General features: G+C 68.6%; 17 protein-coding genes. 9 read left to right on the top strand and 8 right to left on the bottom strand.

What is annotated here, in order from left to right; genetic code table 11:
* The first annotated feature begins 12 nt into the window (after nt 1–12).
* Nucleotides 13–2,355 carry a TonB-dependent receptor gene (locus BLU08_RS13940; protein ID WP_090200401.1) on the top strand — a complete coding sequence of 781 codons (2,343 nt, stop codon included), beginning with the start codon at nt 13–15 and terminating at the stop codon, nt 2,353–2,355.
* A gap of 87 nt (nt 2,356–2,442) precedes the next feature.
* Here the strand turns inward: BLU08_RS13940 and BLU08_RS13935 are convergent, their stop codons facing one another.
* The gene (locus BLU08_RS13935) at nt 2,443–2,781 is read right to left on the bottom strand and encodes a hypothetical protein (protein WP_157674570.1); all 339 of its coding nucleotides are present in this window, start codon (nt 2,779–2,781) and stop codon (nt 2,443–2,445) included.
* Nucleotides 2,782–2,924: 143 nt separating this feature from the next.
* Between BLU08_RS13935 and serS the strand changes: the two genes are divergently transcribed.
* Genes serS through BLU08_RS13920 form a run of 3 tightly spaced genes read left to right on the top strand, consistent with a single transcriptional unit; the run spans nt 2,925 to nt 6,114 of the window.
* Nucleotides 2,925–4,208 carry a serine--tRNA ligase gene (gene serS / locus BLU08_RS13930; RefSeq protein ID WP_090200397.1) on the top strand — a complete coding sequence of 428 codons (1,284 nt, stop codon included), beginning with the start codon at nt 2,925–2,927 and terminating at the stop codon, nt 4,206–4,208.
* Complete coding sequence (gene surE, locus BLU08_RS13925; RefSeq protein WP_090200395.1) at nt 4,208–4,972, top strand: 5'/3'-nucleotidase SurE; 765 nt, start codon at nt 4,208–4,210, stop codon at nt 4,970–4,972. Before serS ends, surE begins: the two co-directional genes overlap by 1 nt.
* 26 nt (nt 4,973–4,998) lie before the next feature.
* Nucleotides 4,999–6,114: a TrkA family potassium uptake protein gene (locus tag BLU08_RS13920; RefSeq protein ID WP_090200393.1), complete on the top strand. Its 1,116-nt coding sequence runs from the start codon at nt 4,999–5,001 to the stop codon at nt 6,112–6,114.
* 180 nt (nt 6,115–6,294) lie between these two features.
* On the opposite strand, the gene BLU08_RS13915 is transcribed toward BLU08_RS13920, so the two are convergent.
* Both BLU08_RS13915 and BLU08_RS13910 read right to left on the bottom strand, forming a co-directional pair.
* Nucleotides 6,295–7,665, bottom strand: coding sequence for an IS1380 family transposase (locus tag BLU08_RS13915; protein WP_090193770.1), 1,371 nt, complete (start codon nt 7,663–7,665; stop codon nt 6,295–6,297).
* 116 nt (nt 7,666–7,781) lie between these two features.
* The gene (locus BLU08_RS13910; protein ID WP_090200390.1) at nt 7,782–8,180 is read right to left on the bottom strand and encodes a DUF1761 domain-containing protein; all 399 of its coding nucleotides are present in this window, start codon (nt 8,178–8,180) and stop codon (nt 7,782–7,784) included.
* 70 nt (nt 8,181–8,250) lie between these two features.
* Between BLU08_RS13910 and rimO the strand changes: the two genes are divergently transcribed.
* The 5 genes from rimO (at nt 8,251) to BLU08_RS13885 (ending at nt 15,034) form a co-directional block, all read left to right on the top strand.
* A complete protein-coding gene (rimO, locus tag BLU08_RS13905) occupies nt 8,251–9,639 on the top strand; it encodes a 30S ribosomal protein S12 methylthiotransferase RimO (RefSeq protein ID WP_090200388.1) in 1,389 nt (462 codons plus the stop codon).
* 107 nt (nt 9,640–9,746) lie between these two features.
* Complete coding sequence (zwf, locus tag BLU08_RS13900) at nt 9,747–11,213, top strand: glucose-6-phosphate dehydrogenase (RefSeq protein ID WP_090200386.1); 1,467 nt, start codon at nt 9,747–9,749, stop codon at nt 11,211–11,213.
* Entirely contained in the window at nt 11,206–13,011 is a 1,806-nt protein-coding gene (gene edd, locus BLU08_RS13895; protein WP_090200384.1) for a phosphogluconate dehydratase, read from the top strand. The genes zwf and edd overlap by 8 nt, the downstream gene beginning before the upstream one ends.
* Nucleotides 13,008–13,982, top strand: a complete 975-nt coding sequence (locus tag BLU08_RS13890; protein WP_233996004.1) for a glucokinase — start codon at nt 13,008–13,010, stop codon at nt 13,980–13,982. The genes edd and BLU08_RS13890 overlap by 4 nt, the downstream gene beginning before the upstream one ends.
* 143 nt (nt 13,983–14,125) lie before the next feature.
* Nucleotides 14,126–15,034: a L,D-transpeptidase family protein gene (locus BLU08_RS13885; RefSeq protein WP_090200380.1), complete on the top strand. Its 909-nt coding sequence runs from the start codon at nt 14,126–14,128 to the stop codon at nt 15,032–15,034.
* A gap of 33 nt (nt 15,035–15,067) precedes the next feature.
* Here the strand turns inward: BLU08_RS13885 and tilS are convergent, their stop codons facing one another.
* From tilS to BLU08_RS13860, 5 genes are all read right to left on the bottom strand, one after another.
* Complete coding sequence (tilS, locus tag BLU08_RS13880) at nt 15,068–16,048, bottom strand: tRNA lysidine(34) synthetase TilS (RefSeq protein ID WP_090200377.1); 981 nt, start codon at nt 16,046–16,048, stop codon at nt 15,068–15,070.
* A gap of 73 nt (nt 16,049–16,121) precedes the next feature.
* Nucleotides 16,122–17,138, bottom strand: a complete 1,017-nt coding sequence (locus BLU08_RS13875) for a tol-pal system YbgF family protein (RefSeq protein WP_172801042.1) — start codon at nt 17,136–17,138, stop codon at nt 16,122–16,124.
* Nucleotides 17,139–17,333: 195 nt separating this feature from the next.
* Entirely contained in the window at nt 17,334–18,209 is an 876-nt protein-coding gene (locus BLU08_RS13870) for a helix-turn-helix domain-containing protein (RefSeq protein WP_090201464.1), read from the bottom strand.
* Nucleotides 18,210–18,368: 159 nt separating this feature from the next.
* On the bottom strand, nt 18,369–20,639 hold the full coding sequence (gene ptsP / locus BLU08_RS13865; protein ID WP_090200375.1) for a phosphoenolpyruvate--protein phosphotransferase: 2,271 nt from the start codon (nt 20,637–20,639) through the stop codon (nt 18,369–18,371).
* Nucleotides 20,640–20,907: 268 nt separating this feature from the next.
* Nucleotides 20,908–21,075 (bottom strand): DUF465 domain-containing protein, encoded by a 168-nt coding sequence (locus tag BLU08_RS13860; RefSeq protein ID WP_090200374.1) that lies wholly within the window; start codon nt 21,073–21,075, stop codon nt 20,908–20,910.
* Nucleotides 21,076–21,167: the final 92 nt, after the last annotated feature.

Raw genomic sequence — 21,167 nt, 5'->3', positions numbered from 1 at the left:
CGGAGAGGACATATGAGGAATGACGTGATCGCGTGCCGCACGCTGCTGCTTGCGGGTGCAGCGGGGCTCGCCATGCTGGCGGCGCCCGCCGCCGCGCAGGACGGCGCCATCGACACCGCCGCCGAGGCCGACGCCGAAGCGGAACAGGATGGGGGCAACACCATCGTCGTCACCGCGCGGCGGCGCGAGGAGCGCCTGATCGACGTTCCGATCTCGGTGACCGCGCTGACCGGCGAAACCCTGCAGGAACAGGGCATCCTCGAGCTGACCCAGATCGGCCAGCAGGTGCCCAACATCACGCTCGAGGTGAGCCGCGGGACCAACACAACCCTCACCGCCTTCATCCGCGGGGTCGGCCAGCAGGACCCGGTCGCGGGCTTCGAAGCGGGCGTCGGGCTCTACATCGACGACGTCTATCTCAACCGCCCGCAGGCCGCGGTGCTCGACATCTACAACGTCGAACGGATCGAGGTGCTGCGCGGGCCGCAGGGCACGCTCTACGGTCGCAACACGATCGGCGGGGCGATCAAGTATGTCACCGCCCGGCTGCCCGACGATCCCAGCCTGCAGATCCGCGGCGCCTACGGCAGCTACGACCAGGCCGACCTCATCGTCACCGGATCGACCCCGATCACCGACAATCTCAGGATCGGCGCGAGCGGCGCGCGCCTGTCACGCGGCGGCTTCGGCGAGAATCTCACGCTCGGCACGGAGAACTACAACAAGGACGTGTGGGCCGCGCGCGGGACGATCGAGTTCGACAGCGGGCCGGTCTTCGTCCGCCTGTCGGGCGACTACATCAAGGACGACAGCGAGGCCCGCCAGGGGCATCGCCTGATCCCCGGCCTGGTTTCGGGCGCGCCGGTGCTCGACGACGTGTTCGACACCCGCGCCGGGCTCGACATCGTCGATCAGGAGGTCGAGGCCTATGGCGGCGCGCTCAACATCGAGGTGGAGGTTTCCGACAGGATCACGCTCAAGTCGATCACGGGTTACCGGGAGGACCGGTCCACCACCCCGATCGATTTCGACAGCCTGCCCGCGGTCGACGTCGACGTTCCGGCGATCTACGAGAACGACCAGTTCAGCCAGGAATTCCAGCTCCTCTACGAAGGCGACCGGCTGTCGGGCGTGGTCGGGTTCTACTATCTCAACGCCAACGCCTTCACCGCCTTCGACGTCGCGCTCTTCACCACGCTGGACGGCCTCACCGCGCAAACGCTGGGCGACGTGGACACCGACACCTGGTCGGTCTTCGCCGATTTCACCTACGACCTGACCGACACGATCAGCGTTTCGCTCGGCGGGCGCTACACCAACGACAAGCGGAGCAGCCGGGTGCTGCGGACGACCTTTCTCGGCGGGTTCTCCGACCTGTTCGGCGGGGCCGGCGCGCCGATCGCGGTCACGTCCGATTTCGAGGGCAGCGAAACCTTCGAGGACTTCAACCCGCGCGCCTCGATCAGCTGGCAGCCCAACCGCGACCACAACGTCTATTTCACCTATTCGCAGGGGTTCAAGGGCGGCGGCTTCGACCCGCGCGGCCAGACCACCGCGGCGCCCGATCTCGACGGCGACGGGGACGTGGATTTCGACGACCAGTTCGAATTCCTCCGCTTCGCGCCCGAGACGGTCGACAGTTTCGAGCTGGGCTGGAAGGCCTCGCTGCTCGACAACCGGCTCAACATCAGCCTCGCGGGGTTCCTCAGCCAGTACAGCGACGTGCAGATCCCCGGCTCGGTCGGGTTCGACAGCGACGGCGACGGGGTGAACGAAAGTTTCATCGGGATCACCTCGAACGCGGCGAGCGCGGACGTCAACGGGATCGAGTTCGAGGGCAATGCGCTGGTCGGCGAAAATTTCGCGGGCGACGGCAGCCGGTTTTCGGTCAACTGGTCGCTGGGCGTGCTCGATGCGGCCTTCAACACCTTCATCGACGCCTTCGGCAACGACGTGGCGGACGAACGGGTGTTCCAGAACACGCCCGACATCACCGGGCACATGGGCTTCAACCTCGGCATCCCGGCCGGCGGCGGGATGTTCGATTTCATCGGCCTTGCCTCGCTGCGTTCGGATGCGAGCCAGTTCGAAGTGCCCAATCCCTTCCTCGACCAGGACGGTTTCGTGCTGGTCGATGCGAGCGTGGTTTACACTTCGGACGACGGTTTCTATTCGATCGGCCTGCACGGCAAGAACCTGTTCGACAAGGAATATATCGTCGCGGGCTACAATTTCGTCGCGGGCGGGACGCCGCCGGGCACGCCCTTCGTCCCGACGCTGGGCCAGGAGGGCACGCTGACCGGCTTCTACGGCGATCCGCGCCGGATCTACGTCACCGCACAGGTCAATTTCTAGCTCGGCCCCTTGGACGGGAGCTGACACGGAAAAGCCCGGAAGGCCTGTGCGCTCTTCCGGGCTTTTCTCGCGGCGCTTCGGGCGCGGTCAGTTGACGGTGGGCGGGGTCTTGTCGGTCTTCTGCAGCGCGCCGCCCGGCGGGTTGTCGATGATCGTGCCGGTGTCGCTGTCCGGCCCGTCGGTCGGGCGCGCTTTCATGCCGCCGTTCCCGGCGCGGCTCTGGCCGCTTTCGGCGCCGTCCTGCTTGTCGAAATAGCGTTTCGCCAGGTAGCCGCCCGCGCCCATCGCGAGCATGGCGGGGATGCTGATGCGCTTGAGTATGAAGGGCGCCGCGCGCGCCACGACAACCCCGGTCGCCCCGCCGAGAACGGGATAGCGCTTCGCCATTTTCGAGCCGACGGTGGCTCCGATGAGTGATCTGAGCATTGGTGTCCTCCTTCACCCGACCAATCGTCGCACCGGCCCGGCGGTTCCTGCGCTTGTCGCGCGGACGGGGCGAATGGGCGGAGCGGGCGCCTGAGCACAAAACGGGTTTTCTTGGGGTGCGCGAGCGGGCATAGGCGCGGGCCATGCACGATATCCGCCTGATCAGGGAAGATCCCGAAGGCTTCGACGCGGCTCTCGCCCGGCGCGGCGCGGACCCCGTGGCCAGCGCCATCCTATCGCTCGACGAGGAGCGCCGCGCGCTCACCACCCGCCTGCAGGAAGCGCAAAGCCGCCGCAACGAGGCTTCGAAGGCGATCGGCAAGGCGATGGGCCAGGGCAATTCCGCAGAGGCAGAGACGCTCAAGGCCGAAGTGGCCGAGCTGAAACAGGCGATGCCCGAAATCGAGGAACGGCTGGCCAAGGTTTCGGACGAACTCGACCATGCGCTCGCCGTGATCCCGAACATCCCCGCCCCCGATGTGCCCGACGGCGCGGACGAGGAAGCGAATGTCGAGGTTTCGCGCTGGGGGACCCCGCGCGAGTTCGCCTTCGAGCCGAAGGAACACGCCGACATCGCCCCGGCGCTGGGCATGGAGTTCGAGACGGGCGCGAAGCTGTCGGGCGCGCGCTTCACTTTCCTGCGCGGGGACATGGCACGCCTGCACCGTGCGCTGGGCCAGTTCATGCTCGACCGGCAGGTGAGCGAAAACGGCTATATCGAGTGCAACCCGCCCGTGCTGGTCAGGGACGAGGCGATGTACGGCACCGACAAGCTGCCCAAGTTCGCTGAGGACAGTTTCCGCACGACGGACGAGCGCTGGCTCATCCCCACCTCCGAAGTCTCCCTCACCGCGAGCGTCATGGGCGATATTCTCGACGCCGCCTCCCTCCCCATCCGCCTGACCGCGCTCACTCAGTGCTTCCGCTCCGAAGCGGGGGCGGCGGGGCGCGACACGCGCGGCTTCATCCGCCAGCACCAGTTCGAGAAGTGCGAGCTGGTCAGCATCGTCAGGCCCGAGGATTCCGAGGCCGAACACGAACGCATGACGAAATGCGCGCAAGGAATCCTCGAAGCGCTCGGCCTGCCCTATCGCACCATGCTTTTATGCACCGGCGACATGGGCTTCGGCGCGCGCAAGACCTATGACCTCGAAGTCTGGCTTCCCGGACAGGGCGCGTTCCGCGAGATCAGCTCCTGCTCGAACACGGGCGATTTCCAGGCCCGGCGGATGAAGACCCGCTACCGCCCCGAAGGCGACGCGAAAAAGACCGAATTCGTCCATACGCTCAACGGATCGGGCCTTGCCGTGGGCCGCACGCTGGTCGCGGTGATCGAGAACTACCAGGAGGAAGACGGCAGCGTCACCGTTCCCGAAGCCCTCCACCCCTACATGGCGGGCACGACCAGGCTGGAGCCGACCGAGTAATGCGAATCCTTGTCACCAATGACGACGGCTACCACGCCCCCGGTCTTGCCGTGCTGGAAGAGATCGCGGCGCATTTCTCCGACGATGTCTGGGTCTGCGCCCCGTCCGAGGAGCAATCGGGCGCGGGCCATTCGCTCACCCTCAACCGCCCGGTGCGGCTCCAGGAATTCGGCGAGCGGCGCTTCGCCGTCACGGGCACGCCGACCGACGCCGTGATGATGGCCCTGCGCGAAGTGCTGGACGAGCCGCCCGACCTGGTGCTGTCGGGCGTCAACCGGGGCGCGAACCTCGGCGACGACATCACCTATTCGGGCACGGTGTCCGCCGCGATCGAAGGCGCGCTTTCGGGCGTCCGGGCGATCGCGCTTTCCCAAGTCTACAGCGGCGAGACGCGCGGGACCGACAGCGAATTCGCCGCGGCGCGGCACTGGGGGCCGAAAGTGATCGAGCCGCTGCTCGACGCCCCCTTCGCCGAGCGCACGCTGGTCAACGTCAATTTCCCGCCCCGCGCGCCCGGGGATGTCAGGGGCATCCGCGTCGCGCGGCAGGGATTCCACGATTACAAGCGGGGCACCGTCGTCGAGGGCCGCGATCCGCGCGGGCTTCGCTATTTCTGGTTCGGCCTCGACCCGATCGAGCACACCCTCGACCATGGCACCGACCTGGAGGCGATCGACGACGGCTATGTCTCGGTCACCCCGCTCCAGCTCGATTTCACCCATTACCCCACCATCGGCAACCTCGCCGAGCGGTTCGGGGACTGAGCCGGGCGGGCGCCAAAGGGGGCACGATGGCGAAAGACAGACCGCAGACGCTGACCACGGCGCAGTCGCAATCCGAGCCCAAGGCGCGTGCGAGAGAGCGATTTCAGCCACTAAGGCGCGCGGTCCGCATCCCGGTCTGGGGCGACCTGTTCATACGGGTCGGTTTCGCACTGGGCCTTATCTTCATCGTCATCCTGATCCACTGGTTCGACCGTGACGGGCTGGTCGATAATGTCGACGGCCATGTCAGTTTCCTCGACGTTATCTATTTCACCATGATTTCCGTCACCACGACGGGTTTCGGAGACATCGCTCCGGTCACGGACCGCGCCCGCTTCATCGAAGCGGTGATCGTGACCCCGGTTCGGGTCGCCGTGATCTTCATCTTTGTCGGCACAGCCTACAATTTCGTCATTCAGCGCAGCTGGGAGAAGTTTCGCATGGCTCGCATTCAGGAGAAGCTTTCCGACCATGTCGTCGTGCTGGGCTATGGCGTGTCGGGCTCGCAGAGCGTCGAGGAACTGATCGCACGCGGAACCGATGCAAGCTGCATCGTCGTGGTCGATCCGAGCAAGGACCGGCTCGCCGAAGCCGAGAAACTCGGCGTCAACGTCATGGCCGCCGATGCCACCCGCGACGAAACGCTGAAGGCGGTGCGGATCGGCAATGCCCGGACCGTCCTGGTTTCCGCAGGGCGCGACGATACCTCGATCCTGATCGTGCTGACCGTCCGCCACATGGCCCCCAAGGTGCCGATCAGCGTGGTCATCAGGGCCGAGGACAACGAGATCCTCGCGCGGCAGGCGGGCGCCAACAACGTCATCAACCCGGTGCGCTTCACCGGCCTGCTGCTCGCCGGCAGCGCCAAGGGCGCGCATATCTCGGACTATCTCGCCGACCTCGCCTCGGTCACGGGCCGGGTCCAGCTGGTCGAACGGGTCATCGACGAGGAGGAATGCGGCCGCCCGATCACCGATCTCGCCAGCGGGGGCAAGGGCCTCAGGATCTACCGCAATGGCCGCGCGATCGGCTATTGGGAGGAGGAATGCGAGAACCTTCAGAAGGGCGACGTCGTGGTCGAGATCGTCCCGACCGAGAACGGCTCGGCCAAGGGCGACGGGCACGGCGACAGGAACGCCTAGCCTCTCTTATTCACGGCGATGCGGTTGGGCGCCTCTCGGCGCGAGCTTGACGCCACTGCTGCGTGCGGCGGCGTAGAGCGGGCGTGCGGCACCGCTGGCGTCTGTTTCACCGCGCTGTGATCGATGGGCTTTTCTGGTTGAAGGACTTGGCTCGGGGTTTCTGCGGCACTGCCGCGCCCGCTACGTCGGCGCAGGCTTGAGCGCGAGAACGATGGCACGCATCAGATCGGCATCGGGGCACGCAGAGGCGAACGCTACGCGGATTCGGGTGGCGCTTTCCATGACGCGGGCAGCAACCTTGAGCAGCCGCAGGCGCAGGGTCGTAAACTCGGCTTTTGCCAGAGCGGTGGTCTTTGGGATCGCCTGCTGAACGCGCCACAGCAGCCAGTAGGCAGCGGTGTGCAGGATCAGGCGCATCTGGTTGGCGTTCGCCGACCGGCACGAGGTGCGGTCACTGGCCAGCTGGGTCTTGTGCAGCTTGATCAAGTTCTCGGCCTGCCCGCGCGCACAGTAGAGCGTGTCATAGATGTATTCAGCCGAGCCTTGGGTTAGCGATGTGACGACATAGCGGATATCCATGCCCAGCGTGCTGGCCTCGATCCTGGCGACGACGCGGCGCTGGCGGTTCCAGCTCTTCGCGCCGTAGCGGGTCTCGGCATAGCTGCGCAGGACCGGGAGTTGGCACTCGGCGCGGCGGACCGCGCAGGCATCGGCGGCAGTGACGATAACCGGATCAGCGCGCAGCGCGGCGTTGGTCGGCAGACCGAACACGTAATCGACATGGGCCGCCTCGCAGAAGGCCATGACCTCAGGGCGCCCATAATGCCCGTCACCGCGGATGGTGATGTGGGTATCAGGCCAGTGGCGGCGAAGATGGCGCACCAGACGCCGGATATGCCCTGCCGCCTCCTTGCCAGAAGGCGTCTTGCCCGTGCGCAGCAGCATCGCCACCGGCCGGCCCGTTGCCGTGTCGTAGACATGGATCGGCAGGAAGCAGCGCTCCCCATGATGTCCGTTCCAGAAGGAGAGTTGCTGATAGCCGTGCACGACGTCGCAGGTGTCATCGATATCCAGCGTCACCGCCGCCGGCGGAGTGGGGTAGCTGGCGCAGTAGATGTCGATCATGATCCCCAGCATCTTTGCCAGCTCGCGCGTGCTCGGCGCATTCTCCCAGCGGCTCATCGTCGGTTGGCTGGCCAACCCCGCACCCGATCCCGGCAGCTTGCCCAGCGCAAGGCGGAAGCCCGGATCATCGCGCAGAGCGTCGAGATCATCGGCATCCTCATAGCCGCAGGCGATCGCGAACATCCGCGCGCGCAGGATATCTTCAAGCCGATGAACCACCCGAGCAGGATCGCGCGGATCGGCAATACACGCCGCAAGCCGCTGGCAGAGCCCCATCATGCGCTCGGCCTGAGCCAGCACCAGGACCCCGCCATCCGAGGTCAGCCTGCCGCCGTCAAACGCAGCTGTGACCTTCTTGCCGCGCACTGCTGGAAACGAAAATACGGACGCGCTATCATCGCATCCGGCGGGTGTGGTCTGTGGCATATTTTGCCCCGTTGCAGGTCTGGCTTAAGCAACCACATTCCTACAACAATGCAAATGCTTACGCCACTCCCGCCAACCCGTCAGACCACTGCCGGTGAATAATCCGGGCTAGCGCGTCACCGGAACAGCAGGAACACCCCGCCCATCGCCGCCATCCCGACGAGGAAATGGCCCGCGTCGATCGCAAACAGCAGCCCGCTCCTGCGCTGGAAGAGATAGTTGATCCCCACCGCCGGGATCATCACCCCGACCGCGAAGCCGAGAGCCATCATCATCACCACGTGCGGGGCCGGGTTGGTGCGGGCAAGCAGGTGCCACAGGACCATCGCGACCAGCATCTCGAACAGGAAGACGAGCCCGAAGATCAGCGCCATGTTGCGCCCGCGCAGGGCCTCGTCCGACAGGCCGGCGGCGCGCTGCCACGCCTTCCCGAACAGCACCCCGTACCAGATCGCGCCAACGACGAAGAAGGCGGCGGTTCCGGCGAGCACCGGCCACAAGGCGAAATCATTCATGAATCGGCTCCGTATGGGTTTCGCATCCTGCTAGCGCATCCTCCGCTTTGCGTGTAGAGCGCCGCGCCAAATGAGCACCCTCGCCCCCTCCCCTCCCCGCAGCCTGCCCGACCAGAAGCGCGTCGGCATGGTCAGCCTCGGCTGTCCCAAGGCGCTGGTCGATTCCGAGCGCATCCTTACCCGCCTGCGCGCCGACGGCTACGCGATCAGCCCCGATTACGCCGGGGCCGACGTGGTGCTGGTCAACACCTGCGGCTTTCTCGACAGCGCGAAGGAGGAAAGCCTCGCCGCGATCGGAGAGGCGATCTCGCTCAACGGGCGCGTGATCGTGACCGGCTGCATGGGCGAGGAAGCCGACGCGATCCGCGCCGCCCATCCGCGGGTTCTGGCGGTGACGGGAGCGCACCAGTACGAACAGGTGGTCGAAGCGGTCCACACCCACGCCCCGCCTTCGCAGGGGCCGTTCGTGGACCTGATCCCGCAGCCGGACGTGAAGCTCACCCCGCGCCATTACAGCTACCTCAAGATTTCGGAGGGCTGCAATCATTCCTGCGCCTTCTGCATCATCCCGCAGCTGCGCGGGAAGCTCGCCAGCCGCCGGATCGACGCGGTGCTGCGCGAGGCGGAGAAACTGGTCGCGGCGGGAACGCGCGAACTCCTCGTCATCTCGCAGGACACCAGCGCCTACGGCCTCGACCTGCGCCACGAGAGCCGCCGGTGGAAGGGCCGGGAGGTGCGCGCGCACATGACCGACCTTGCGCGCGAGCTTGGGGGGCTGCGAACCGACGAAGGCCGCGCGCCCTGGGTGCGGCTGCACTACGTCTACCCCTACCCCCATGTCGACCAGGTCCTGCCTTTGATGGCTGACGGCCTGCTCACCCCCTATCTCGACATCCCCTTCCAGCACGCGAGCCCGAAGGTGCTGAAACTGATGAAGCGCCCCGCCAACGAGGCCAAGGTGCTCGATCGTCTGCGGAACTGGCGCGAGACCTGCCCCGATATCGCGGTGCGCTCCTCCTTCGTCGTCGGCTTTCCCGGCGAAAGCGAGGAGGATTTCGAATACCTGCTCGACTGGCTGGCCGAGGCGCGGCTCGACCGGGTCGGCGCGTTCCGCTTCGAACCGGTCGAGGGCGCGGCGGCCAATGCCCTGCCCGATCCCGTGCCCGAAGAGGTCAAGGAGGAACGTTACGCCCGGCTGATGGAACTCACCGCCCGCATCAGCGCGGAAAAGCTCGCCGCCAAGGTCGGCCGCACGCTTCCCGTCATCATCGACGAGGTGGGCGAGGCGGACGAGGACGGGGATATCGGCGCGACCGGCCGCAGCGAGGCCGACGCGCCCGAGATCGACGGCGCGGTGCACCTGCGCGATGTTCCTGCGGACCTTCGGCCGGGGGCGATCGTTGATGTCAGGATCGAGGATGCCGACGAACACGACCTGTTCGGCGTGATCGCCTCCTGAGCGGCCGAGGGGCCGAACGGCGGAGCGGCCACGTTGCCGCTTCCGGGGCGATCGGTTAGCATCCGCCACGCACGGCGCCTGCATGGCGCCCGCAAGGAGAGATGCGATTGACCCAGTTCGCTGCCGACCGGCTGCTCCTGTTCGGGGCCACCGGCGACCTCTCGCGGCGCAAGCTGCTGCCTTCGCTGTGCGCGCTCGATGCCGACGGGCTGCTGCCCGAACAGCTTTCGATCATCGGCACCGCCCGTTCCGGGATGGACGATGCGGGCTTTCGCGACATGGCCCGCCAGGCGCTCGAGGAACACCTGCCGGCCGAACGGCGCGGCGGAATGGCGGGCTTTCTCAACCGGCTGCATTACCAGCCGCTCGACGCGGCGACGCTCGAAGGGTTCGAACACCTCGCCGCGAAGGTCGGCCCGATCGGCGAGGGCGCGAACACGGGCGTCGCGATCTTCCTCTCGACCGCGCCGAGCCTGTTCGGCCCCACCATCGCCGGGCTCAAGCATTCGGGCCTGGTCGGGGAAAACGTGCGGCTGTGCCTCGAAAAACCGCTGGGCGACGATCTCGAATCGAGCCGCGCGATCAACGACGCGGTGGCCGAGGCCTTCCCGGAGGAGCGCATCTTCCGGATCGACCACTATCTCGGCAAGGAGACGGTGCAGAACCTCCTCGCCCTGCGCTTCGCCAACATCCTGTTCGAACCGATCTGGAACGCGACCTATATCGACCATGTCCAGATCACGGTCGCCGAAACGGTGGGCCTCGAAGGGCGGATCGATTTCTACGACGGCGCGGGTGCGCTGCGCGACATGGTGCAGAACCACATGCTCCAACTGCTCAGCCTCGTCGCGATGGAGCCGCCGACCGGGTTCGGCCCGACCGCGATCCGCGACGAGAAGGTCAAGGTCCTGCGTGCCCTGCGCCCGGCCAGGGCGGGCGAGACCGTCACCGGCCAGTACCGCGCGGGCGCCATCGCGGGCAAGGCCGTGCCCGGCTACGACGAGGAACTGGCCCGCCCTTCGGACACCGAAACCTTCGTCGCGATCAAGGCCCATGTCGACAACTGGCGCTGGAAAGGCGTGCCTTTCTACCTCAGGACCGGCAAACGCCTGCCCGAGCGCGTGACCGAGATCCTCGTGCAGTTCCGCTGCGTGCCGCATTCGATCTTCGACAGCGCGGGCGGGGGGAGCACGGTCGCGACCCATCCCAACCACCTGCTCATCGGCATCCAGCCGGAAGAGAACATCACGCTTGCCCTGATGGCGAAGGTCCCGGGTCTCGACGAGAACGGGGTGAGCCTGCGCGAGGTCCCGCTCGAGATCGCCATGCCCGACGCCTTCGTCGGCCGGTTCCGGCGGATCGCCTACGAACGCCTGCTGCTCGACCTGATCAAGGGCGACCAGACCCTGTTCGTGCGCCGCGACGAGGTCGAGGCACAATGGCATTGGATCGATGCGATCCGGGCCGAATGGGCGGCGAGCGGCATGGCGCCGCGCACCTACACCGCAGGAAGCTGGGGGCCGAGCGCGGCGATCGGCCTCGTCGAACGCGACGGAGTGAGCTGGCATGAATAAGCTCGACGACACGATCCACCGGGTCACGCAGCGCGTGATCGCCAATTCGCGGGACAGCCGCGCAGCCTATCTCGATCTGATGCGCCGCGAGGCCGACCGGCGGCCCGATCACAAGGACATCGCCTGCTCCAACCTCGCCCACGCCTTTGCGGGCGCGATGGAGGACCAGGAGGCGATGAAGCACCGGCGCGGGCCGAACATCGGCATCGTCACCGCCTACAACGATATGCTTTCGGCCCATGCGCCCTATTACCGCTATCCCGAACGGCTCAAGATCCACGCCCGCGAGGTCGGCGCGACGGCGCAGGTCGCGGGCGGCACGCCGGCGATGTGCGACGGCGTGACGCAGGGCGAGGACGGGATGGAGCTTTCGCTGTTCAGCCGCGACAGCATCGCGCTCGCGACCGGCGTCGCGCTCTCGCACCAGATGTTCGACGGCGTCGCGGCGCTCGGCATCTGCGACAAGATCGTGCCCGGCCTCGTCATCGGGAGCCTGCGTTTCGGCCACCTGCCCGCGGTCTTCGTGCCCGGCGGCCCGATGCCTTCGGGCATCTCGAACGCGCAGAAGCAGGAAACCCGCCAGAAATACGCCGCCGGGGAGCTCGGGCGCGACGAACTGCTCGAAAGCGAGCTGGGCAGCTACCATTCGCCGGGCACCTGCACCTTCTACGGCACGGCCAATTCGAACCAGATGATGATGGAGATGATGGGCCTCCACGTCCCGGGCGCCGCCTTCGTCCAGCCGGGCACCAGGCTGCGCCAGGCGTTCGACCGGGCGGCGATCCACCGCCTCGCCGCGCTCGCCGGGACCACGACCCGGACCCTCGCGCAGGTGGTCGACGAAAAGGCGATCGTCAACGCGGTGATCGGCCTTCTCGCCACCGGCGGATCGACCAACCACGCGATCCACATCCCCGCCATGGCGCGGGCGGCGGGGATCGTCATCGACTGGTCCGACATGGCCGAAATCAGCCGGGTCGTGCCGCTCATCGCGCGGGTCTATCCCAACGGCGCGGGCGACGTGAACCAGTTCCACGCGGCAGGCGGCATGGGTTACGTCATCGGCGAACTGCTCGATGCCGGACTGGCCCACGGCGACATCCCGACCATCTGGGAAGAAGGCTTCGCTGCCTATGCGAAGGAGCCCGTGCTCGAAGCGGACACGCTCGGCTGGGCGGCGATCGAGGCGAGCCGCGACGACACCATGCTGCGCCCCGTCTCCGACCCGTTCCAGCCCGATGGCGGGATGCGCCTGCTCACCGGCAATCTCGGGCGCGCCTGCTTCAAGAGCTCGGCGGTGGAGCGCGAGCGCTGGACGATCGAGGCGCCAGCGCGCGTGTTCGACGACCAGTCTGACGTGCTCGCCGCGTTCAAGGCGGGGGAACTCGACCGCGACGTGGTCGTGGTGATGCGCTTCCAGGGCCCGCGCGCCAACGGGATGCCCGAACTCCACGCGCTCACCCCCTCGCTCGCGGTGCTGCAGAACCGCGGCCACCGCGTCGCACTCGTCACCGACGGGCGCATGTCGGGGGCGAGCGGCAAGGTGCCGGCCGCGATCCACCTCACCCCCGAGGCGAAGGGGGGTGGGCCGCTGGCGAAAGTGCGCGACGGGGACGTCATCAGGCTCTGCGCCGAAACCGGCGAACTCACCGCCCGGGCCGATCTCGACGCGCGCGAACCCGCCCCCGACCGCGAGCCCGAATGGGGCGTGGGCCGCGAATTGTTCCGCATCATGCAGGCCCATGCCGACGGGGCCGAACGCGGCGCGTCCGCGATGCTCGCCGCAGCCGGCCTGTGAACCCGCCCGCGCGCGAAATCGCGGTCGCCGATATCGGCGGGACCAACGCCCGCTTTGCCCGTGCCCGCAGGGGCGCGGACGGGCGGGCGGTGCTGTCGGAACCGGTCGTGCTCGCCACCGGCGACTATCCCGACCTGCCGTCTGCCTGGCGCGCCTTCCGCGAGCGCGAGCCGGGCTTCGCCCCCGCCGGGGCCGCCTTCGCGCTTGCCGGGCCGGTCGGCGAAGGCCCGTTCAAGCTCACCAATGCCGACTGGCGCTTCGATCCCGACACCCTGCCGGACGAACTGGGGGTCGAACACGTCACCCTGCTCAACGATTTCGCCGCCATCGCCCATGCCGTCGCCGGGCTGGGGCCGGACCATCTCGCCCACCTCGCCGGGCCGCAGGGCGTGCTGCCCGAAAGCGGCACCGTGACCGTGATCGGTCCGGGCACGGGGCTCGGCATCGCGCATTTCCGCTGGCACGAGGGCCGCGCGCTGGTGCAGGCGACCGAGGGTTCGCACATCGACTTCGCCCCGGTCTCGCCGCTCGACGACGCGATCCTCGCCGCGCTGCGGCGGCGGTTCGGGCGCGTCTCGGTCGAGCGGGTGCTATCGGGCGAAGGGATCGTCCCGATCCAGTCCGCCCTTGCCGAGCGCGACGGCCTGAAGCCCGCCCACCGCGAAAGCCTTGCCATCTGGAAGGCGGGCATGGCGGGCGAGGACCCGCTCGCCCAGCGGGCGGTCGCGCATTTCATAGCGACGCTCGGCCGGATCGCAGGGGATTATGCCCTGGCCCACGGGGCGGGCGCGGTGGTGATTGCCGGCGGGCTCGGCCAGCGGCTCGAGCGGCACTTGTGCGAACCCGCCTTCCACGAGGCGTTCATCGACAAGGGGCGCTATGCCGCCATGATGAAAGCCATTCCCCTCGCCCTGGTGAAGCATCCCCAGCCGGGATTGCTCGGCGCGGCGCTCGCGCATGATGCACGATAGCCTGCAGGACTTCCCGCGGGGCGCCCATACGGGTCGGTGCCGTTAAGCATTGCGCTTAAGCATTGGCCGGGCGTCGTCCCCTGGGGGGACGCGGCCGCACAAGCCACTGGCGAACACGCGGTTAACGCGGCATAACCGGGGCCATGACCAAGCCTGCCCGTCCGCTCCTCCTTGCCCTCGCCGCTCTCGCCGTCCCCGCCGCGCTCGTCGCAGCGGCGGGCCACGCCGCCGCGCAGGACGCCGCCGCCGACCGGGCAGCAGCCGCCGCCGACCGGGCAGCCGCCACCGCGGACGAAGTGCGCGCCGAACTCGGGGAGATCCGCGCGATCGACCCGACGACGGGCGGTCCCTCGGTCGTCGTCGATCCTTCGCTTCCGATGCCCTTCGGAGCCGACTTCGCGCCGGAGGAGGAACCGGCGGTGGAGCTTCCGCCGCTTCCCGCGCCCGCCCTTTCCCCCGTCGCCCAGCGCGGCCCGGCGGCGCGCAGCATCGCCCGCAGCGTGGTGCAGCCGATCCCCGCGCCCGGCCCCGCACCGGAGGAGGAACCGGAACCGCGGGCCGAACCCGCGAACATCGCCTCGGACGATCCCTTCGTCATTCGCAGCATCCTGCCGATCGAGGGCACGATCCGCTACGGCGAATGGTTCTGGGACGAAAGCGCCGCGCCCGACGACGGCCCGCTGGTCATCACCGTCGATCTCGACGCGCGCGTCATCAGCGTGTTTCGCGGCGGGCACGAAATCGGCACCGCGGTCGCCCTGCTCGGCACCAGGCGCCACCCGACCCCGCTCGGCACCTTCCCGATCCTGACCAAGGAGAAGGACAACATCTCCGAGAAATACAACAACGCGCCGATGCCCTGGACGCTGCGGCTGACCTGGGACGGGATCGCGATCCACGGCTCCCCGGTGATCAACGGCTATGCCAGCCATGGCTGCATCGGCGTGCCCGACCCCTTCGCCGAAAAGCTGTTCGCGGCGGCGAAGCGCGGCGACAAGGTGGTGATCACCCGCGGCCGATATGTCGACGTGGGCGACAAGCTGCTGTCGTAAAGTCGGATTTGCGGGGGATCGGAACTCCCGCAGTCAATGGACCCGCCGCGCGGGCTCCGCCCGGAAGCGCCAGACGCGCATCTCGACCCCGATCTTCTCGACCCGCTCGATCCCCGGCACCGCCAGCACGCCGCCGAGCGAGGCGTTCTCGCCCCGCCACAGCCGGTCCGCTGCCCGTCCCGCTTCGGCGCGGGTGACCTGCCCGCCCAGTTCGGCGACGATCCGGCGCACCGTCTCGACCTGGATCGCGCGCGGGACATTGGCGTAATAACGCCACACCGGGCCGTCCGGACCTTCGCCCTCCCTGAGGACCATCTCCTCCCAGTCGATCTGGGCATACCATTCGATCGCGCGCCACGCCTCGGCAAGATGGCCCGCACTCGCTGCGAGCGCCGCTGCGTCGAGCCAGTCGTGCTTGGCCAGGTGGCGGCGCACCCGCGCCCGGTCGAAGGCCGCGTCCTCGTTGGTCGGATCGCGCGCGGGCTCGATCCCCGCCGCGAGGACAAGCGCCTCGAGCTCGGCTTTGCGCCAGCCGAGCAGCGGGCGGACGAGCGGGAGGTCGGTTTCGGGGACGAAGCCATGGTCGCGCACTCCGGCGAGGCCGGCCAGCCCGCTCCCCCGCGCAAGGCGCATCAGCAGCGTCTCGGCCTGGTCGTCGGCGTGGTGCGCGGTCGCGAGCGCGCCGCAGCCCGCCGCGTGCGCCCAGCGGGCGAGTGCGGCATAGCGCGCATCACGCGCGCGGGACTGAAGGTTGCCGGGGGGCACGCGCACGCGAAGCGCGGCGAAGGGGATGGCGCGCGCGCGGCAGGTCGCCTCGACCAGCGCGACCTCGCCCGCCGCCTCGGCGCGCAGGCCGTGATCGACGCTGGCGACCGCGATGCCGCCGGGCAGCGTTTCGTGGGCGAGCAGCAGGAGGGCGAGGCTGTCGGGTCCGCCGGACACGGCAAGGCCGAGCGGCCCTTCGCGCTCCTCCTCGGGCCAGAGCCGGGCAAGCTCCTCGGCGAAGCGGGTCACGCTGTCGGGATCGGGTGTCCTGGCAATCGCGCGCCTCCCCCACAATTATCCGGACCGATCCGGCCCGGGCCGCCTATTCGCAGGTCACCTTGCGGCGATTGCTTTCATACTGGTCGGCGAGCCGCCCGGTCGCGACCGCGGCATACGCCTCCCCGAATTCGGCGAGCGCGATGCAGGCGCGGCGATCGTCGCCCATGGCAATCATGCTTTCGGCGAGATAGAGCAGGCTGTCGGGCGCACGCCGGGCGGTGCGGTCGGCCTGGTAGTTCCTGAGGAACCAGCGCGCCGCTTCCTCGGCCATGCCATCGTCGAGGAAGGCGCGGCCGAGCAGGTTGCGCCCGAAGCTGATCAGCCGGTGATCGGGATAGGCTTCGACGAAGCTGGTGAGCTGCTGGCGCGCCTCGGGATAGAAGCCCGCGTTCCACAGGCGGAAGCCGTATGTGTATTCGTCCTCGCCCGGATCGCCGGTGTCGGGCTTGGTGATCGCCTGCACCGCGGCGAGCCTTTCGGGGCTGGGTCCGGTGGTGCTGTCGGCGTCGGCGTCGGCATCATCTTCGTCGGCGGCGGCGGTGCTGGCCGATGCGGTCTCGATCCGCTCTTCGCCTCCGCCGGGGATATCGACCGCGGCCCGGTCCGCGCGGTCCGTCAACCCGGCGGGTGCGGAAGCGGCGGGCGGCGCGGCTTCGAGAGCGGCGACCCGTTCGTCGAGCCGCGAGAGCGCGTTGTCGTTCTCTTCGGTCAGCGCGGTCAGCCGCTGGATCTGCAGTTCGAGCGCGTCGAGCCGGGCGAGGATGTCGGTGATGGCGCTGGTCGGGGGACTGGCCGGCTGCGGCGGCGCCGCGGCATCGCCGTCGCCTTCGCGCGTGATCTGCGGTTCGAAGAAGCGCCCGTCGCCGCCGGGAAAGACGTTGCGCTGGAGCGCGCGGATCTCGGCCTCGATCTTGCGAAGCCGCGCCTCGTTCCCCGAGTCCTGCGCCATCGCGGGCGCGGGCGAGGCCGCGAGCACGCAGGCTGCTCCAAGCGCGCCGATCAGGCTCCTGCCGGATTTCGGGAGGGGGCGCAAAACGCGGGATACGGGGGCGGTCGTCATGGGGCTCGGGCTCCCTTCCTGGTTTCGGTGGCGCGCCCGTCAGGAAAGGGGCGCGGGGTTGACGCTCGGGTCGCCCCTTGCGCGAAAGTTCATGAACGAGAGCCGAATCTCTGCCCGCTCGCTCGCCCCAAGTCGAGGGGCGAATAGGGCGAAAGTGGTGGGTAATCGGGCCGGAACCCGCCCCCGGCGGCGCGCTCAGTTGCTGGAGGGGCCGGCGCTCCCGCCGCGGGCGAGCAGGGCGCTCGCGGAGACCGGCTCGCCGCCAATCGTCGCGGGCCCTTCGGCGAGCGGGGGAACCTCGCGCCCGCCGACGGTGATCGCGAAGGCATCCGGCCGGCCGGTGTTTATCAGCGGCTCCTGCGCGCCCGCGGGCACGGTGAAGCTTTCCCCGCTTTCCATCCGCGCCTCGTAGAGCCGTTCGCCGCCGCGTTCGTAGAGCCGCACCCACACCCCGTCCTCGAGCGCGGTGAAGACCACCTCGCCCGACGGGTCGGCGCCGCCTTCGGGGTCGGGCGCGGTTTCGTTCGCGGCGACCGCGGGTGAAGGCGCGGGGGAGGCGGGCGCGGTGGTTGCGGCGGGCGCGGTGTCCTCGCGGGTGAGGGCGGGCAGGTCCGCGCCCTGCCCGAAATAGGAGCTCGAAAAGGCGATCACGCCGACCGCGAGGATGATCGCGGCGAGCGCGCCGAACCAGGCGAGGCCGGAGGAGGGAAGCTTGGCCGGATCGCCCGGTTCCATCGCGCCCGCCCCGTGATGGCGCCGCTCGCCCTCGTCCGACAGTTCCGCGCGGACCGCCTCGGCGATCGCCCCCTCGTCGAGGCCGACCACCCGGGCATAGGTGCGCGCGAAACCGATCGCGTAGGTGCGCGAGGGCAGTGCCTCGAATTCGCCCGCCTCGATCACCTCGAGATGGTGCATCGGGATGCGCGTCACCGCGGCGATGTGGGCGAGGTCCAGCCGCTGACTTTCGCGCGCGGCGCGAAGCGTCGCGCCGACCCCCTGGGGATGCCCGCCGAACCCGCCTTCGGGCCCCTCGGCGAGCGTCTCGCTCCCGATGTGAGTATCGCTTTTCATGATCCGGTCCACGTGTTTGCGGTGTTCTTGTCGAAAATGGTGCCTTCCCTTCTTCCAATCGGGGTTGATGTGCGCTGTCAAGCACGTGCCGCAGGCCAATGGCGCAGGCTGCCGCAGACGCGCGGCAGGTTGCCGGGCCCCTTGCGAAATCCGAAGGCCTCAGTCGGTTTCGATGTCCCGCGCCGTCGCCCAGGCGGAAAGCTCGGCGCGGATGTCGGTCGACGGGTCGGCGAGCCACCCGGTGAGCGCGGCGGACAATTCGTCGAGGTCGATCTTGCGGACCAGTTCCTTGATCGGGCCGACCGCGGCCGGGGTGATGGAAAGGCGGCGGAACCCGATGCCGAGCAGGGCCAGCGCCTCGAGCCGGCGCCCGCCCATCTCGCCGCACACGCCGACATCGACCCCGCTGCCGAGGCTGGTCTGGATCACCCGCCGCAGGAACCGCAGGATCGACGGGCTGAGCCAGTCGTAGCGCTGGGCGAGCTTGGGATTGGCGCGGTCGGCGGCGAACAGGAACTGGGTGAGATCGTTCGTGCCTACCGACAGGAAGCTGAGCCGCGGCAGGAGCAGGTCGAGCACTTCGGCCAGCGCGGGCACTTCGAGCATCGCGCCGTAATGGATGCGCTCCGGCGCGACGCGCTTCTTGGTCCGCAGGAAGGCGAGCTGTTCGTCGAACACCGCCTTCGCGGCGTCGAATTCCCAGACCTCGCAGACCATCGGGAACATGACGTAGAGCGCCCGCCCGCTCGCCGCTTCGAGCAGGGCGCGCGCCTGCGCCTTCATCAACCCCTCGCGTTCGAGCGCGAGCCTGAGCGCGCGCCAGCCCATCGCCGGATTCTCGTCGTTCCTGGCGATGTCCGAGGCGAGATAGGGCACCGACTTGTCGCCGCCGATATCGACCGTGCGGAAGATCACCGGCTTGTCGCCCGCCGCATCGAGCACGTCGCGGTAGAGCCGGGTCTGGCGCTCGCGCTGCGGCAATGTCGCGGAGACGAGGAACTGGAACTCGGTGCGGAACAGGCCGACCCCGTCCGCACCGGTCATGGCGAGGTTGCTCATGTCGTCCCTGAGCCCGGCATTCATCATCACCTGGATGCGGGTCCCGCAGCGGGTGAAGGGTTCGACATCGCGCAGCGAGGCATAGGCGGCCTGCCGCTCCTTCGACTTGGCGAAGCGCGCGTGGAAGGCGTCGGCGACCTGCTGGACCGGGCGCACGATCGCGTTGCCCGCGGTCGCATCGAGCAGGATCTCGTCGCCCTCGCGGATGACGCCGCGCACGCTCTGCGCGCGGCCCAGCACGGGGACGCCCATCGCGCGCGCGACGATCACGACATGGGCGGTGAGCGAGCCCTCCTCGAGGATGACGCCCTTCAGCCGCCGCTTGTCGTATTCGAGCAGTTCGGCCGGCCCGAGGTTGCGCGCAATCAGGATCGTGTCGCGCCGCAGCCCCTGCGAGGCCGCCGTGCCCAACTGCCCGGCGACGATGCGGATCAGGCGGTTCGCCAGATCCTCCAGATCGTGCATCCGGTCGGCGAGCAGGGGATCGTCGATCTCGCGCATCCGCATCCGCGTGTGCTGCTGCACCCGCTCGATCGCGGCTTCCGCCGTGAGCCCCGAATCGATCGCCTCGTTGATCCGGCGCGACCAGCCTTCGTCATAGGCGAACATCTTGTAGGTCTCGAGCACCTCCTCGTGTTCGCCGCCGACGCCGAATTCGGCCTGGTTCGCGAGGCTGTCGATCTGCTCGCGCATCTTGTCGAAGGCGCGGTAGACGCGCTGGCGCTCGGCCTCGATGTCCTCGGCCATGACCTGCGTGATCTGGACGCGCGGCTGGTGGAACACGGCCTGGCCCGCGCCCAGCCCCTTGACCATCGGCAGGCCGGTGATCGTGGCCGGCGCGGTCTGCTCCTCGGTCAGGCCGCGCGCCTCCTCCTCGTCGACCAGTTCGGCATTGGCGATGAGTTCGGACAGCACCATGGCGGTGGTCTGCAGCGCCTCGATCTCGACATCCTCGTAACGGCGCGGGTCGAGGTGCTGGACGCACAGCACGCCGACCGCGCGCTCGCGATAGACGATCGGCACCCCGGCGAAGGAGTGGAACTTCTCCTCGCCCGTTTCCGGGCGGTAGAGGAAGTCGGGATGGGCCTTGGCCTCGGCGAGGTTCAGCGTTTCGACATTGGCGGCGATGGTGCCGGTCAGCCCTTCGCCCACCGCCATGCGGGTGACGTGGACCGCGCTCTGGTTGAGGCCGCGCGTCGCGAAGAGTTCGAGCATTCCTTCGCGCAGGAGGTAGATAGAACAGACCTCGCTCGACAGGCATTCGGCGATGATCTCGACCACGCGATCGAGCTTGCCCTGCGCGTGGAGGCGCGAGGCCATGACCTCGGTCAGGCGGGTAAGGATCTGGCGGGCGGATGCGGCGGCAGTCATGGGCTCGGCCACGTCTACTGCGGACGGCGGGCAAAAGCAAAGCGCCCTCGCCCGAGCGTCCCCCGTGCCTGCCGGGCGCAGCAAGGGGCTCCGCCTGCACGTCCGGGAACGCCGCCGGGCGAGGCGCGAGCTGCAACGGCCCAGGCCGGCAATGGGCGCGCAGGGCGGGCTTCCTCGCCCTCCGCAACGCGCCCTGCGTAGCCCAGCCTTGCCGGTCAGTTCGGCTCGGGGATCGTTCGCGCCACGAGCCCCGCGCTCGCGTGCCTGGCTATCCGCGCGCGATTTCCTCCTTCAGGAGGAGCTTGCGCTTCTTGAGGTCCTGGACAATCGCAGCATCGGGCGCGGGCCGGGCCATTTCGTCGCGCAGGCGGGCTTCGAGGCCGGCGTGCTTGGACTGAAGAGCCTGGACGTGCGAGGTGGAAGCTGCAGTTGCCATAGTCGTTACCTCCTTCAAGTCGGGGGGCTGCCCCCAGGGAAGCGACTCGGGCATTTGCGGCCGAGCCGCAGGTTTGAAGCAAACCACAGGTA

Origin of the sequence: Erythrobacter sp. HL-111, assembly GCF_900105095.1 — a bacterium.
Lineage (GTDB): Bacteria > Pseudomonadota > Alphaproteobacteria > Sphingomonadales > Sphingomonadaceae > Erythrobacter.
This window is presented reverse-complemented; position numbering and strand designations above follow the sequence as displayed.